The following is a 14,599-nucleotide window of genomic DNA, read 5'->3' as shown; positions in this document are numbered from 1 at the left end:
GCCGGCCCGCTCACACGTCCCTGCGGCCCACGACGACCAGGGCGAGCGCGACGGCCACCAGCGGCCAGGCGGCGAACACCGCCCAGGCCCCGGCGACCGTCGCGCCGCCGTAGGCGTCGGGGCCCCAGCCGTACAGCGTGACCAGCCGCTGCCAGGCGTGCTGCACCATCATGTGCCGCATCCGCTCGGTCCACGGGCGGTCCCCGCCGAAGAACAGCGGCAGCATCAGCAGCACGAAGACCGTCGCCACCATCGTCGTCGCGCTGTGCCGCAGCAGCACACCCAGGCCGAACCCGACGAGCGCGCAGACCGGTGCGAGCAGCGCGGAGGCGGCGACGGCCCGCAGCGAGGCCGGGTCGGTGACCGGGGCGGCGGCGCCCCGGCCACCCAGGATCGCCTGCGAGACGGCGAAGGAACCGAGGGCGCAGAGCAGTCCGACGCCCGTCCACAGCCCCGCGGTCACGGCCGCCTTGGCCAGCATGACGGCCCGGCGCGCGGGCACCGCCGCCGTCGTCGTGCGGATCAGTCCGCTGCCGTACTCGCTGACGACGGCGATCGCGCCGACGCTGCCCGCCGCCAGCATCAGCGTCAGATAACCCTCGGCGGGGAACGCGTCGCCCAGCGCGAAGACGTGGTCGCGCCGGGCGTCCGCGGCCATGCCGGGCAGGTCCTGGTAGTCGCTCCACGCGGCGAGCGCCGCGGTGGTGAGCACGGTCAGGGTGACGGCCGCCAGGATCCACGGGGTGGAGCGCAGGGAACGCAGTTTGATCCACTCGGCGGCGAGCAGGTCGCGGAAGCGGACAGGGGCGAGGCCGGTCATCGGGCGGCCCCCGCCGGGTACTCGACGCGGTCGGCGGTCAGTTCCATGAAGGCTTCCTCCAACGACGCGGTGCGGGTGGTCAGTTCGTGCAGGACGACGCCGTGTTCCAGGGCGAGGGCGCCGATCCGTGCGGCGGGCAGGCCGGTCACCACGAGGCGCCCCTCGCCCTCCGCGCTCACCGCGGCCCCGGCCGCCGTGAGCGGGCCGGCGAGGGCGCCGGCGCGTGCGGCGCCCACCACCACACCGGTCCGCGCGGCGCGCGCCGCGAACTCCCGCAGCGGCTCCGCGGCGACGAGCCGGCCCCGGCCGATCACGATCAGCTCGTCGGCCGTGGACTCCATCTCGGACATCAGATGGCTGGAGAGGAACACCGTGCGGCCCTCCGCGGCGAGCCGCCGGAAGAGCCGGCGCAGCCACAGCACGCCCTCGGGGTCCATGCCGTTGAAGGGCTCGTCGAACAGCAGCACCGGCGGGTCCCCGAGCAGCGCCGCCGCCACCCCGAGCCGCTGCTTCATGCCGAGCGAGAAGCCGCCGACGCGCCGCCCGGCCGCCTCGGCGAGGCCGACCTCGCGCAGCACCTCGGCGACCCGCCGGCCGGGCAGCCCGTTGGAGCGGGCGAGCGCCGCGAGGTGGGCGCGGGCCGTACGGCCGCCGTGCACCTGCTGCGCGTCGAGGAGCGCGCCGGCGTGCCGCAGACCGCGCGGGAGCGAGGCGAACGGCACCCCACACACCGCGGCAGCGCCCGCGTCCGGCGCGTCCAGGCCGAGGATCACCCGCAAAGTGGTGGACTTGCCCGCCCCGTTCGGGCCGAGGAACCCGGTGACGACACCGGGCCGCACGGTGAAGGACAGCCCGTCGACGGCCGTCCTGCGGCCGTACCGCTTGGTCACTGCGCTGACTTCGATCATGTGCTCCACCGTGCCGGGCGGGACCACGGGCGCACATCGGCCCCGGGAATGCATCCCACGGAACGATGACCGCACGCGCCCCCTCCTCGTACGCTCACCGGTGTGAACGCAACCTCGTCCGCCCGCACCGCCGCCGCCTGGGCCGGGCTCGCCCTGTATCTGCCGACGGGTGGCCTGGTGCTGTTCGGCTCCTCCGCCGTGCTGCCGTCGGTGCGCACGCTCGGTGTGGCGCTGTCGGCCGTGCTGCTGACCGGCGTCGTCCGCCGGGTGCCGCTGCTCGCTCTGACCGCCGTGCTGCTCGGCACCCTGCTCGCGATCACCGTCCTGCCCACGCACGGGCCGGCCGACGAGGCGCGGCAGACGACGGTGGCGGCGTTCGTCGCGGCGGACGTGGTGCTCGGGTATCTCGTCGCCACCCGCTCGCGCCGCCAGTGGGCCGTCGGCGTCGCCCTGTGCGGCGTCGCGCAGACGGGGGCGGTCCTGGCGTTCGTGCACGCCGAGAACCTCCTCGCGTTCGGGATCGTCGCCGTCCTCGCGCTGCTCGTCGCCTGCATGGTGGGGCTGCTCGGCCGCGAGCGGCGCCACCACGCCGCCGCGCTGCGCGAGCGGGCCGTGACCGAGGCCGTGACCGCCGAACGGCTGCGCATAGCGCGGGAGTTGCACGACATGGTGGCGCACGGCCTGGGCGTTGTCGCGATCCAGTCGGGGGTCGCGAGCCGGGTCATCGAGACCCAGCCGCAGGAGGCACGGCAGGCCCTGGAGGCGGTCGAGGCGACCAGCCGCGAGACCCTGCGGGGGCTGCGCCGGGCGCTCGTCGCGCTGCGCGGGGCCGAGCCGGGCGGGGCGGCGCCGCTCGCGCCCGCCGCGGGCCTCGCCGACCTGGGACGGCTCACCGAGGGCACCGCCCGGCACGCGGGCGTGCGCGTCGAGGTGGTCCGGGAAGGCGCGCGGCGCCGGCTCCCGCCGGACGTCGACCTGTCGGCGTACCGGATCGTGCAGGAGTCCCTGACCAATGTGGTCCGGCACGCGGGCACCGACACCTGCCGCGTCCGGATCGCGTACGCCGACGACGCGCTGTTCCTGGAGGTCGTGGACGCCGGGACGGGAGCGGCGCCCACCGTGCCCGGGACGGGGATCACGGGGATGGGGGAGCGGGTGAGCCTGCTGCGCGGCGAGTTCAGCGCCGGACCGCGGCCGGAAGGCGGGTTCCGGGTGGCCGCGCGGATACCGCTGCCGGGAGCGGCGCGATGACCGTACGGGTGCTGCTCGTCGACGACCAGCCGCTGATCCGCTCCGGGCTGCGGGTCCTCATCGCCGACACGGCCGACCTGGAGGTCGTCGGCGAGGCGGAGGACGGCGCCGAGGCCGTCGGGCTGACCGCGCGGCTGCGGCCCGATGTCGTGGTGATGGACATCCGGATGCCCGGCACCGACGGCATCGAGGCGACCCGGCGGATCACGGCGGCGGGCTCCGGCAGCCGCGTCCTCGTGCTCACGACCTTCGACGAGGACGCCTACGTCTACGGGGCGCTGCGGGCCGGCGCCGCCGGGTTCGCGGTCAAGGACATGCGGCTGGAGGAGATCCTCGCCGCGATCCGGGTGGTCGCGGCGGGCGACGCCCTGATCGCCCCCGGTGTCACCCGCCGCCTGATCGCCGACTTCGTGGACCGGCCCGAGCCGGCCGCGCCGCGCCCGCGGCGGCCGGCCGAGGGGATCACGCAGCGGGAGCGCGAGGTGCTGACCCTGGTCGGTCTCGGCCGCTCCAACCAGGAGATCGCCGCGGAACTGGTCATCAGCGTGGCCACCGCCAAGTCCCACGTCTCCCGCCTCTTCACCAAACTGGACGCGCGCGACCGCGTCCAACTGGTCATCACCGCGTACGAGTGGGGGCTCGTGGCGCCGTCCTCCTGACCGGCCCCCCCGCCACGGCAGGTGGCGGACCCGGTGGAGGAGCCAATTACTGTACCGGTATTTGTATCCGGTATAGGAATCGCCGCTCGGGTACGCTGGTGCCATGGTGCGAACCCCTCTGACCCAGCAAGAGCGCGAACGCGGCGAGCGTCTCGGCCGGTTGCTGCGCGAGGCACGGCGCGGGCGCAGCATGACCGAGGTCGCCGCGGCGGCGGGCATCTCCGTGGAGACGCTGCGCAAGATCGAGACGGGCCGGGCGCCGACGCCGGCCTTCTTCACCGTCGCCGCCATCGCCCGCGAGCTGGGCCTGTCGATGGACGAGCTGGTGGTGAGCTGCGCCCTGGTGCCCGCCTGAGCCGGCCGGGGTGGATGCGGCGGATGCGGCGGAAGGGGCCCGGCGGCCGGGTCACCCGCAGGGGTGCGAATCGGGACCGGAGCAGCGGGTTGCCGACGATGGTCTTGGCAAGCCTTCCGGGTGGGCTTACGTTCGTCCCTCTACGACTGGGTCTACGGGCGTAGACACCCAGCCGTGCCGTCCGACGAAGGGACACCGCTGCCGTGCCGTCACGCGATCTGCTTGCCCGCCACCGCGCCGCTCTGCCGGACTGGCTGGCGCTGTACTACGCCGAACCGATCGAACTCACCCACGGCGAGGGCCGCCACGTCTGGGACGCCGAGGGGAACAAGTACCTCGACTTCTTCGGCGGCATCCTCACCACGATGACCGCGCACGCCCTGCCCGAGGTCACCAAGGCGGTGAGCGAGCAGGCCGGCCGCCTCATCCACTCCTCGACGCTCTACCTCAACCGCCCCATGGTCGACCTCGCCGAGCGGATCGCCCGGCTCTCCGGCATCCCCGACGCCCGCGTCTTCTTCACCACCTCCGGCACCGAGGCCAACGACGCGGCGCTGCTGCTCGCCACCGCCCACCGCCGCTCGAACCAGGTCCTGGCGCTGCGCAACAGCTACCACGGCCGCTCCTTCTCGGCCGTCGGCATCACCGGCAACCGCGGCTGGTCGCCGACGAGCCTGTCCCCGCTGCAGACGCTGTACGTGCACGGCGGGGTCCGCAGCCGGGGCCCCTACGCCCAGCTGTCCGACGCCGCGTTCGCCGACGCCTGCGTCGGGGACCTGCGGGACATGCTCGGCCAGACCCGCGGCGACGTGGCGGCGCTCATCGCCGAACCGGTGCAGGGCGTGGGCGGCTTCACCTCTCCGCCCGACGGCCTCTTCGCGCGCTTCCGCGACGTCCTCCAGGAGCACGGCATCCTGTGGATCTCCGACGAGGTACAGACCGGCTGGGGCCGCACCGGCGACCACTTCTGGGGCTGGCAGGCACACGGGCAGTCCGGGCCGCCGGACATCCTCACCTTCGCCAAGGGCATCGGCAACGGCATGTCCGTCGGCGGCGTCGTGGCCCGCGCCGAGGTGATGAACTGCCTCGACGCCAACTCCATCTCCACCTTCGGCGGTTCCCCCGTCACGATGGCCGCGAGCCTCGCCAACCTCTCCTACCTCCTGGAACACGACCTCCAGGGCAACGCGCGCCGCGTCGGCGGTCTCCTCATCGAGCGGCTGCGCGCGATCGCCGCCCATGTGCCAGAAGTCCGCGAAGTGCGCGGCCGCGGCCTCATGATCGGCATCGAGCTGGCAGAACCCGGCACCGACGAAGCGGCCCCGGAGGCCGCCGCCGCGGTCCTGGAGGCCTGCCGCGCCGACGGCCTGCTCATCGGCAAGGGCGGCGGCCACGACACGAGCGTGCTGCGCATCGCGCCGCCGCTCTCCCTGACCGTCGCCGAGGCCGAGGAAGGCGCGGCGATCCTGGACCGGGCGCTGCGCCAATTCGCCTAGGGGTGCGATCGACCCCGCCAGGGGCGCGGGACGGTATCGACATGCGGCTCCGCCGCGCGGGCGTGACCAGCCATGACGGATCCGCGGCCGGCCGACGGCACAAGCGCCCCGCGGCGAGTGGTCCGTGCAGGAGAGGACGGCCATGACCAGAGCGAACGAGCACGCCCTGTCCATCCGCCAGATACTCGCTCTGGACCGCATCGCGGCCGGACAACCGGAGGTGGTCGCGGCGGCGGGCCACCTCGACAACCCCGTGCGCTGGGTCCACGTGGCGGAGGCGGCGGACGTGGGCGTCATGCTCACCGGCGGCGAGATGATCCTGACCACCGGCGTCCTGCTCGCCGGTGACGTCCGCGGTCAGGCCGCGTACATCGAGTCCCTGCACCGGGCCGAGGCGGCGGCGCTCGTGCTCGGCCTCGGCCGCGCCTTCCCGGCCCCGCCGGAGGAGATGCGGCGCGCCGCCGAGCGCTACGGGCTGCCCATGGTGGTGCTCCACCGGCCCTTCCCCTTCGCCGAGCTGACCGAGGAGGTGCAGTCCCGCCTGGTGCGGCGCAAGTTCGCCGCCGTCCGCCTCTCGGAGACGATCCGCACCGCGCTCACCGCCCTCATCACCGCGGGCGCCCCGCTGCAGAGCCTGCTCGACGAGATCGCCGCGCACGGCGCCTGCCCGGTCGTCGTCACCAACCTCGCGCACCGCGTCCTCGCCACCGCCGGGGAGCGGCCCGCCGTCGACGACGTGCTGCGCGACTGGGACCGCATCGCCCGGCAGCCCGGGGAGAGCGACGGCGAGGGCTGGGTCAGGGCCGGGCTCGGCGGGCGCGGCGAGCGGTGGGGCTCCGTCGTGCTCTGCGGCTACCGCGGCGACGCCGCCTCCGCCCGGCTGCTCGCCGACCGCGCCGCCGAGGCGCTCGTCCTGCACCGCATGCTGGCCGGCTCCGCCGCGAGCTGGGAGGAGCAGTCCGCGCGGTGCCTCCTCACCGACCTGGCCTGCGGCGGAGTCGCCGCCCGGCATCTGCTGCCCCGGGCGCGGGCCGCGGGCCTCCCGGTCAACCTCCGCACCTTCGTCCCCCTCGCCGTGCGCGACCTCGCCCCCGCCCGGATCGAGCGCGTCCTGCGTCTGTCGGGGCTCTCGGCGCTGGTGGCGGAGGTCGCCGAGAACACCACCGCCGTGCTGCTCAGCCTCGCCCGCGACCAGGCCCCCGAGCCGCTCGCCGCCCACTTCGCGGCGCGGCTGAGCGCCGAGACGGGCGCCCCGGCCCGCGTCGCGGCCGGCCCCGCCCGCACGGCCTGGGAGGATGTGCCCGAGGCGCTGCGCGAGGCGCTGCACGTCGCCGAGGCCGTCACCGGAGCGCCGCCCGGCCTGCCGGCCGTGGTCCGGCTGCGCGACGTGCGGCTGCGCGGCCTCGTACGGCTGCTGCGCGACGACCCGCACCTGCAGTCCTTCGCCGAGCGGGAGCTGTCCGGGCTGCTCCGCGCCGCCGACGCCGGCGGGCTCCTGCCCGTCCTGCGCACCTACCTCGCCACCGGCCGCAACAAGTCCCGTACCGCCCAGCTCCTGCACATGAGCCGGCCCGCCCTCTACCGCCGTCTGGAGACGATCGAGACGCTGCTCGGCGTCGCCCTCGACGACTTCGAGCAGGCGGCCTCCGTCCACATCGCGCTCCTCGCGCACGACGCGCAGCACGAAACGTGACAGCGTGCATCGCCCCCGGGTCCACGACGTGACACGGTGTGACTCGGCCGCCGCGGCCGGTGTTCCTATCGTCGTCAGCACACCGCGCTCCCCCCTCAGCCGGAGGTCCCGATGAGTCCCGTGATCCGCGCCGCGATCTTCCAGACCGCATGGACCGGCGACAAGGAGTCCATGATCGAGGTGCACGAACAGGCCGTTCGCGACGCTGCCGCGCAGGGCGCCCAGGTCCTCTGCTTCCAGGAGCTGTTCTACGGGCCGTACTTCTGCCAGGTCCAGGACGCGGCGTTCTACGAGTACGCCGAGGCGATCCCGGACGGGCCCGTGGTGCGCCGTTTCCAGGACCTCGCCCGTGAGCACGGCATCGTCCTCGTCCTGCCCATGTACGAGGAGGAGCAGCCCGGCGTCCTCTACAACACGGCCGCCGTGATCGACGCCGACGGCTCGTACCTCGGCAAGTACCGCAAGACCCACATCCCCCAGGTGAAGGGGTTCTGGGAGAAGTTCTACTTCCGGCCGGGCAACTCCGGCTGGCCCGTCTTCGACACGGCCGTCGGCAAGATCGGCGTCTACATCTGCTACGACCGGCACTTCCCCGAGGGCTGGCGCGCGCTCGGCCTCGAAGGCGCGCAGATCGTCTTCAACCCCTCCGCGACCAGCCGGGGCCTCTCCCGCTACCTGTGGCAGCTGGAACAGCCGGCCGCCGCCGTCGCCAACGAGTACTTCGTCGGCGCCATCAACCGCGTCGGCGTCGAGGAGTACGGCGACAACGACTTCTACGGCACCTCCTACTTCGCCGACCCCGAAGGCCAGTTCGTCGGCGCGGTCGCCGACGACAAGGCGCCCGAACTCGTCGTACGCGACCTCGACATCGCCAAGCTGCGCGAGGTCCGCGACCGCTGGCAGTTCTACCGGGACCGTGCCCCGGGAGCGTACGAGCCGCTCACCCGCCCGTAGCCCGCACGTCCCCGCATCCGGCACCTGGAGGAGAGCATGAGCGCCGTCCGTACCGTCATCCGCGGCGGTCTCGTCGTCACCGCGGCCGACGAGATGCACGCCGACGTCCTTATCGAGGACGGGCGCGTCGTGGCCCTCGCGGCCACCGGCAGCGACGCCGCCGCGTCCTGGACGGACGCGCGCACCCTCGACGCGCGCCAGAAGTACGTCATCCCGGGCGGCGTCGACGCGCACACCCACATGGAGATGCCGTTCGGCGGCACCTTCGCCGCCGACACCTTCGAGACCGGGACCCGGGCGGCGGCCTGGGGCGGCACCACGACCATCGTCGACTTCGCCATCCAGTCGGTCGGGCACTCGCTGCGCGAGGGGCTCGACGCCTGGCACGCCAAGGCCGACGGGCGGTGCGCCATCGACTACGGCTTCCACATGATCGTCTCCGACGTGCACGACGGGACGCTCAAGGAGATGGACCTGCTGGTCGCGGAGGGCGTCACCTCGTTCAAGCAGTTCATGGCGTACCCGGGCGTCTTCTACTCCGACGACGGACAGATCCTGCGAGCCATGCAGCGCGCCGCCGGGAACGGCGGGCTCATCATGATGCACGCCGAGAACGGCATCGCCATCGACGTCCTCGTGCAGCAGGCGCTGGCCCGCGGCGATACCGACCCGCGCCACCACGGCGAGGTCAGAAAGGCGCTGCTCGAAGCGGAGGCGACCCACCGGGCGATCAAGCTGGCGCAGGTGGCGGGGGCGCCGCTGTACGTCGTGCACGTCTCCGCCCAAGAGGCCCTCGCGGAGCTGGCGCGCGCCCGCGACGAGGGGCTGCCGGTCTTCGGCGAGACCTGCCCGCAGTACCTGTTCCTGTCGGCGGACAACCTCGCCGAGCCGGAGTTCGAAGGCGCGAAGTACGTGTGCTCGACCCCGCTGCGGCCCAAGGACCATCAGGCGGCGCTCTGGCGGGGCCTGCGCACCGACGACCTCCAGGTCGTCTCGACGGACCACTGCCCGTTCTGCTTCACCGGCCAGAAGGAGCTGGGGCGCGGCGACTTCTCGAAGATCCCGAACGGGCTGCCCGGCGTGGAGAACCGGATGGACCTGCTCCACCAGGCCGTCGTCGACGGGCACCTCACCCGCCGCCGCTGGATCGAGATCGCCTGCGCGACCCCGGCCCGGATGTTCGGCCTGTACCCGAAGAAGGGGACCATCGCGCCGGGCGCCGACGCCGACATCGTCATCTACGACCCGCACGCCGAGCAGACCCTGAGCGCCGCCACCCACCACATGAACGTCGACTACTCGGCGTACGAGGGCAAGCGGCTGACCGGACGCGTGGAGACGGTCCTGTCCCGCGGCGAACTCGTGGTGACCGACGGGGAGTTCACCGGGCGGGCCGGACACGGTACGTACACCCCGCGCGGCACCTGTCAGTACCTGGGCTGAGCGACGACCGAGCACCGCACAGGCTTTACGGAGTGAAGGGGCCCTCATGGATTTCGGACTCGTCCTGCAGACCGACCCGCCGGCCTCGGGGGTGGTGGAGTTGATGAAGCGCGCGGAGGGGGCCGGCTTCACCCACGGCTGGACCTTCGACTCGTGCGTGCTGTGGCAGGAGCCGTTCGTCATCTACAGCCGCATCCTCGCCGAGACCGAGCGGCTCGTCGTCGGCCCGATGGTGACCAACCCCGGCACCCGGACCTGGGAGGTGACGGCCTCGACCTTCGCCACCCTGAACGACATGTACGGCAACCGCACCGTGTGCGGCATCGGGCGCGGCGACTCCGCGATGCGGGTCGCCGGGCGCAAGCCGAACACCCTCGCCCGGATCAGCGACGCGATCACCGTGATCCGCGCGCTCGGCCGGGGCGAGGAGGCGGACCTCGGCGGCGGCGCGGTGGTCCGCTTCCCGTGGGTGGGCGAGGGCGCCGAACTCCCCGTCTGGATGGCCGCGTACGGGCCCAAGGCGCTGAAGATGACCGGCGAGCAGGCCGACGGCTTCATCCTGCAACTGGCCGATCCGTTCCTGACGGAGTGGATGGTGAAGACGGTGCGGGACGCGGCCGCGGCGGCGGGCCGCGCCCCGGAGGACGTGAAGATCTGCGTCGCGGCGCCCGCCTACGTGACCGACGACGACTCCCCGGCGGCCCTCGCGCACGCCCGCGAACAGTGCCGCTGGTTCGGCGGCATGGTCGGCAACCACGTCGCGGACCTCGTGGCCAAGTACGGCGCGCACTCCGGCCTGGTCCCCGACGAGCTGACCGAGTACATCAAGGCGCGCGAGGGGTACGACTACGCGCACCACGGCCGCTCGGGCAACCCGGACACGGCCTTCGTGCCGGACGAGATCGTGGACCGCTTCTGCCTCGTCGGCCCGGCCTCCGCGCACATCGAGAAGCTGGGCCTGCTGCGGGAGCTGGGCGTCGACCAGTTCGCCGTGTACGCCATGCACGACGCGAAGGAGGCGGTGATCGACCGGTACGGCCGGGACGTGATCCCGGCGTTTGCCCCCTGACCGTTCCTCGCGAGCAGAACGGACCGCCCATGACCGACACCGCCCCGCCCGTCCGCGCGGCCGACCTGGCGCCCGACGCCTTCCCGGGCGACAGCCGCTACGCCAACGAGGACCTGCGCCCCGTCCCGCTCGCCGAGCGCCGCTGGACGACGTACAACTTCGTGGCCCTGTGGATCGGCATGGCCCACTGCATCCCGTCCTGGACGCTCGCCTCGGGTCTGGTCGCGCTCGGCATGGACTGGAAGCAGGCGGTCCTGACCATCGCCCTGGCCAACGTCATCGTGCTGCTGCCGATGCTGCTCACCGGGCACGCCGGGCCGAAGTACGGCATACCCTTCCCGGTCCTGGCCCGCGCCTCGTTCGGCATCCGCGGCGCCAATCTGCCCGCGATGGTGCGGGCCGCTGTCGCGTGCTGCTGGTTCGGCATCCAGACGTGGATCGGCGGCCAGGGGATCTTCGTCCTGCTGGGGAAGATCTTCGGGGGGTGGACCGACGCCGCGCGGGTCGGCGGCTACCCGTGGACCCTGTGGCTGTGCTTCGTGGTCTTCTGGGTGCTCGAACTCGCCCTGATCTACCGGGGGATGGACACGCTGCGCCGGTTCGAGAACTGGGCGGCGCCGTTCGTGCTGGTCGGCGCGGTGGTGCTGCTGGTCTGGATCGCGCACAAGGCGGGCGGCTTCGGCCCGCTGCTGCACGAGCCGTCGAAGGTCGGCTGGGGCGCGGACTTCTGGAAGGTCTTCTTCCCGGGCCTCATGGGCATGATCGGGTTCTGGTCGACCCTGTCGCTGAACATCCCGGACTTCACGCGGTTCGGCAAGGGGCAGCGGGCGCAGGTGTTCGGGCAAGTGCTCGGACTGCCGACGACCATGACGGCCTTCGCGCTGATGTCGGTCCTGGTGACGGCCGGCTCCGAGCGGGTCTACGGGGCGGCGATCTGGGACCCGGTCGAACTGGCCGGCAAGACGGACAGCGTCTTCGGGCTGCTGTTCGCCCTCGTCACGGTCTTCGTGGCGACGATCTCGGTGAACATCGCGGCCAACGTGGTCTCCCCGGCGTACGACCTCGCGAACCTGGCCCCGCGGCTCATCTCCTTCCGGACGGGCGCGATCATCACCGGCGTCGTCGGGGTGCTGGTCATGCCGTGGAAGCTGACGTCGACGCCCGAGCTCTACATCTTCACGTGGCTCGGCGTGGTCGGCGGGCTGCTCGGCACGGTCGCGGGCATCCTCATCGCCGACTACTGGATCATCCGCAGGACCGTGCTGCACCTCACCGACCTGTATGTGGCCGAGGGCCGCTACTGGTACTGGCACGGCTGGAACGGGCGGGCCGTCGCCGCGTTCGTGGCCGGCGGTGTGCTGGCGGTCGGCGGCTCGTACTCGACGCTGAACGCGCGGGGCGAGAAGGCGGGCCCCTTCCCGACGGACGGCCTCGTCCCGTTCCTGAAGCCGCTGGCGGACTACGGCTGGGCGGTGGGCCTGGGCGCGTCGCTGTGCGTGTACCTGGCCCTGATGGCGCTCGGCGGGAACCGTCCGGCACTACGGCGATGAGTTCCGCCGGCGGCCGCGGTCCAAGAGACCGGCCGGGTCGGCACGGCACCGCACGGGGACGTGTGGCGGCGTACCGGCCGCAGACGCGCTCGACCACCGGAGATCCCCATGCGCACACTGATCAGCACCGCCTTCGTCTCGCTCGACGGCGTCGTCGAGGCACCGGGCGGCGAGGCCGGGTACCGCAACGCCGGCTGGACCCACAAGGACGTGGAGTTCCTGCCCGAGGCCTTCGAGATCAAGGGCCGCGAGCAGCGGGAGGCCACCGCGATGCTGCTGGGCCGCGTCAGTTACGAGGCCTTCAGCCCGGTGTGGCCGGGCATGCCGGAGTTCGCCGATTACCGGGCGATGCCCAAGTACGTCGTGTCGACGACGCTCGGCGAGGAGTCCCTGGCCGGCGACTGGGGGCCGACCGAGATCCTGCGCTCGCTCGACGAGGTCGCCGCGCTGAAGGAGACCGAGGGCGGGCCGGTCATCGTCCACGGCAGTGCCACGCTCAACCGGCACCTCTCGGACGCCGGCCTGATCGACCGCTACCACCTCCTGGTCTTCCCGCTGCTGCTCGGCGCGGGAAAGCGCCTGTTCAGCACGGCGGACAAGGACGCCCAGCGGTTGCAGCTCGTCGAGCACGAGGCCTACGCCAACGGGCTCCAGAAGAACGTGTTCGACGTCGTGCGCTGACGGCGGATCGTCGTCCGGCCTTCAACTGAATGACGCATTCCATTGACGGATGCCCTCCACGCGTCGATATTGGTATACCAAAGACGTCGGAGCGCGCCGTCGCTCCCACGGAGGTGTGCGCCCAAATGCCCCTTTCCGTGGGCGAGTTGGGCGCATTCGAACTTAGGAGCGCGTCATGGTCGCCGTGCACGAACAGACCTCCACCACCGCGGCCGCGGGGCCGGACGGGACCAGTCCCGGTCTCTACAGTCCGGACCTCGCCCCCACCCGCAGGGCCGGCCGCCGCTGGGGTGCGTACAACGTCTTCACGCTCTGGGGCAACGACGTGCACAGCCTCGGCAACTACGCCTTCGCCATGGGCCTGTTCGCGCTCGGGATGAGCGTCTGGCAGATCCTCATCGCCTTCGCGATCGCCTCCGCGCTCCTCTTCGGCCTGCTCACGCTCTCCGGTTACATGGGGCACAAGACGGGCGTCCCGTTCCCGGTGATGAGCCGGATCTCCTTCGGAACCCGGGGCGCCCAGCTTCCGGCCGCCGTGCGCGGCGCCGTCGCCATCGCGTGGTTCGGCATCCAGACCTACCTGGCGTCGTCCGTCCTGCGCGCGGTCGTCAAGAAACTCGCGCCTGGCGCAGCCTCCCTCGACCACAACTCGGTCCTCGGCCTGTCCACGCTCGGCTGGATCACCTTCCTCGCGCTGTGGCTCGTCCAGGTCGTGATCGTCAGCTACGGCATGGAGCTGATCCGCAAGTACATGGCGTTCGCCGCCCCCGCCATCCTCATCACGATGTGCTGCCTGGCCGGGTGGATCCTGACCAGGACGGACCTGACCGTCGCCGTCTCCACCGGCTCCGCCCCCACCGGCCTCGACGCCTGGCGGCAGGTCTTCGAGAGCGCCGCCCTGTGGGTCGTCATCTACGGCACGTTCGTGCTGAACTTCTGCGACTTCACCCGCTCCGCCAAGAGCCGCCGCGCCATCGTCGTCGGCAACCTCGTCGGCATCCCGCTCAACATGCTCTTCTTCGCCGGCATCGTCGTGGTCCTCTCCGGCGGCCAGTTCACGCTCGACGGCTCCGTCGTCACCGGGCCCGAGGACATCGTCGCCACCATCCCCAGCACGCCGCTGATGGTGCTCGCCTCCCTCGCCTTCCTCACCCTGACCATCGCCGTGAACCTCCTCGCGAACTTCGTCGCACCCATCTACGCCCTGGTCAACCTCTTCCCGCGCAAGCTCGACTTCCGCCGCGCCGGCCTGGTCAGCGCCGCCGTCGGCCTGGTCATCCTGCCGTGGAACCTCTACAACAGCCCGACCGTCGTCAACTACTTCCTCGGCGGCCTCGGCGCCCTGCTCGGCCCGGCCTTCGGCGTCGTGATGGCCGACTACTGGCTGGTGCGCAGGACCCGCGTGAACGTCCCCGCCCTCTACACCGACGCCGCCGACGGCGACTACCACTACCGCTCCGGCTTCCACCTGCGCGCCGTCGGAGCCTTCGGGCCCGCCGCGGCCGTGGCCGTCGTCGTCGCCCTGGTGCCCGCCTTCACCCCGGTCTCCGGCTTCTCCTGGTTCATCGGGGCCGGACTCGCCGCGCTGCTCTACGTCGTGCTCGCCGACCGCAGCAGGACTGCCCACGACATCGACGGCGAGGCGATCGCGGTCGACGCCGCCTGACGCCGGGCTCCTTCGCACCACCCGCGCCCGAGGCCGCAGCCGAGCCTCCGGCAC

At 72.6% G+C, this 14,599-nt stretch carries 13 protein-coding genes; 11 read left to right on the top strand and 2 right to left on the bottom strand.

Annotated features, from left to right (window positions below; all coding sequences use genetic code 11):
* Window positions 1-10: 10 nt before the first annotated feature.
* On the bottom strand, window positions 11-820 hold the full coding sequence (locus ABZY33_RS23010; RefSeq protein WP_356493508.1) for an ABC transporter permease: 810 nt from the start codon (window positions 818-820) through the stop codon (window positions 11-13).
* Window positions 817-1,728: an ATP-binding cassette domain-containing protein gene (locus ABZY33_RS23005; RefSeq protein WP_356493507.1), complete on the bottom strand. Its 912-nt coding sequence runs from the start codon at window positions 1,726-1,728 to the stop codon at window positions 817-819. Before ABZY33_RS23005 ends, ABZY33_RS23010 begins: the two co-directional genes overlap by 4 nt.
* Before the next feature lie 102 nt (window positions 1,729-1,830).
* Between ABZY33_RS23005 and ABZY33_RS23000 the strand changes: the two genes are divergently transcribed.
* The 11 genes from ABZY33_RS23000 (at window position 1,831) to ABZY33_RS22950 (ending at window position 14,545) form a co-directional block, all read left to right on the top strand.
* Window positions 1,831-2,979 (top strand): sensor histidine kinase, encoded by a 1,149-nt coding sequence (locus ABZY33_RS23000; protein WP_356493506.1) that lies wholly within the window; start codon window positions 1,831-1,833, stop codon window positions 2,977-2,979.
* On the top strand, window positions 2,976-3,638 hold the full coding sequence (locus ABZY33_RS22995) for a response regulator transcription factor (protein ID WP_356493505.1): 663 nt from the start codon (window positions 2,976-2,978) through the stop codon (window positions 3,636-3,638). Before ABZY33_RS23000 ends, ABZY33_RS22995 begins: the two co-directional genes overlap by 4 nt.
* A 103-nt stretch (window positions 3,639-3,741) precedes the next feature.
* Window positions 3,742-3,993 carry a helix-turn-helix transcriptional regulator gene (locus ABZY33_RS22990; protein WP_356493504.1) on the top strand — a complete coding sequence of 84 codons (252 nt, stop codon included), beginning with the start codon at window positions 3,742-3,744 and terminating at the stop codon, window positions 3,991-3,993.
* 203 nt (window positions 3,994-4,196) lie between these two features.
* Window positions 4,197-5,489, top strand: a complete 1,293-nt coding sequence (locus tag ABZY33_RS22985) for an aspartate aminotransferase family protein (protein WP_356493503.1) — start codon at window positions 4,197-4,199, stop codon at window positions 5,487-5,489.
* 142 nt (window positions 5,490-5,631) lie between these two features.
* On the top strand, window positions 5,632-7,182 hold the full coding sequence (locus ABZY33_RS22980) for a PucR family transcriptional regulator ligand-binding domain-containing protein (protein ID WP_356493502.1): 1,551 nt from the start codon (window positions 5,632-5,634) through the stop codon (window positions 7,180-7,182).
* Window positions 7,183-7,293: 111 nt separating this feature from the next.
* Window positions 7,294-8,136 (top strand): nitrilase-related carbon-nitrogen hydrolase, encoded by an 843-nt coding sequence (locus tag ABZY33_RS22975; protein WP_356493501.1) that lies wholly within the window; start codon window positions 7,294-7,296, stop codon window positions 8,134-8,136.
* Window positions 8,137-8,172: 36 nt separating this feature from the next.
* Entirely contained in the window at window positions 8,173-9,579 is a 1,407-nt protein-coding gene (hydA, locus tag ABZY33_RS22970; protein ID WP_356493500.1) for a dihydropyrimidinase, read from the top strand.
* Between the two features lie 46 nt (window positions 9,580-9,625).
* A complete protein-coding gene (locus ABZY33_RS22965; protein WP_356493499.1) occupies window positions 9,626-10,648 on the top strand; it encodes a TIGR03842 family LLM class F420-dependent oxidoreductase in 1,023 nt (340 codons plus the stop codon).
* A 29-nt stretch (window positions 10,649-10,677) separates the two neighbouring features.
* Window positions 10,678-12,198, top strand: a complete 1,521-nt coding sequence (locus tag ABZY33_RS22960; RefSeq protein WP_356493498.1) for an NCS1 family nucleobase:cation symporter-1 — start codon at window positions 10,678-10,680, stop codon at window positions 12,196-12,198.
* Window positions 12,199-12,306: 108 nt separating this feature from the next.
* Window positions 12,307-12,879, top strand: coding sequence for a dihydrofolate reductase family protein (locus tag ABZY33_RS22955; RefSeq protein ID WP_356493497.1), 573 nt, complete (start codon window positions 12,307-12,309; stop codon window positions 12,877-12,879).
* A gap of 175 nt (window positions 12,880-13,054) precedes the next feature.
* On the top strand, window positions 13,055-14,545 hold the full coding sequence (locus tag ABZY33_RS22950; protein ID WP_356493496.1) for an NCS1 family nucleobase:cation symporter-1: 1,491 nt from the start codon (window positions 13,055-13,057) through the stop codon (window positions 14,543-14,545).
* Window positions 14,546-14,599: the final 54 nt, after the last annotated feature.

The organism is Streptomyces sp. NPDC006552, from assembly GCF_040611655.1.
Classification (GTDB): domain Bacteria; phylum Actinomycetota; class Actinomycetes; order Streptomycetales; family Streptomycetaceae; genus Streptomyces.
The sequence above is the reverse complement of the archived record's forward strand: the minus strand, read 5'-3'. Positions and strand labels throughout refer to the sequence as shown.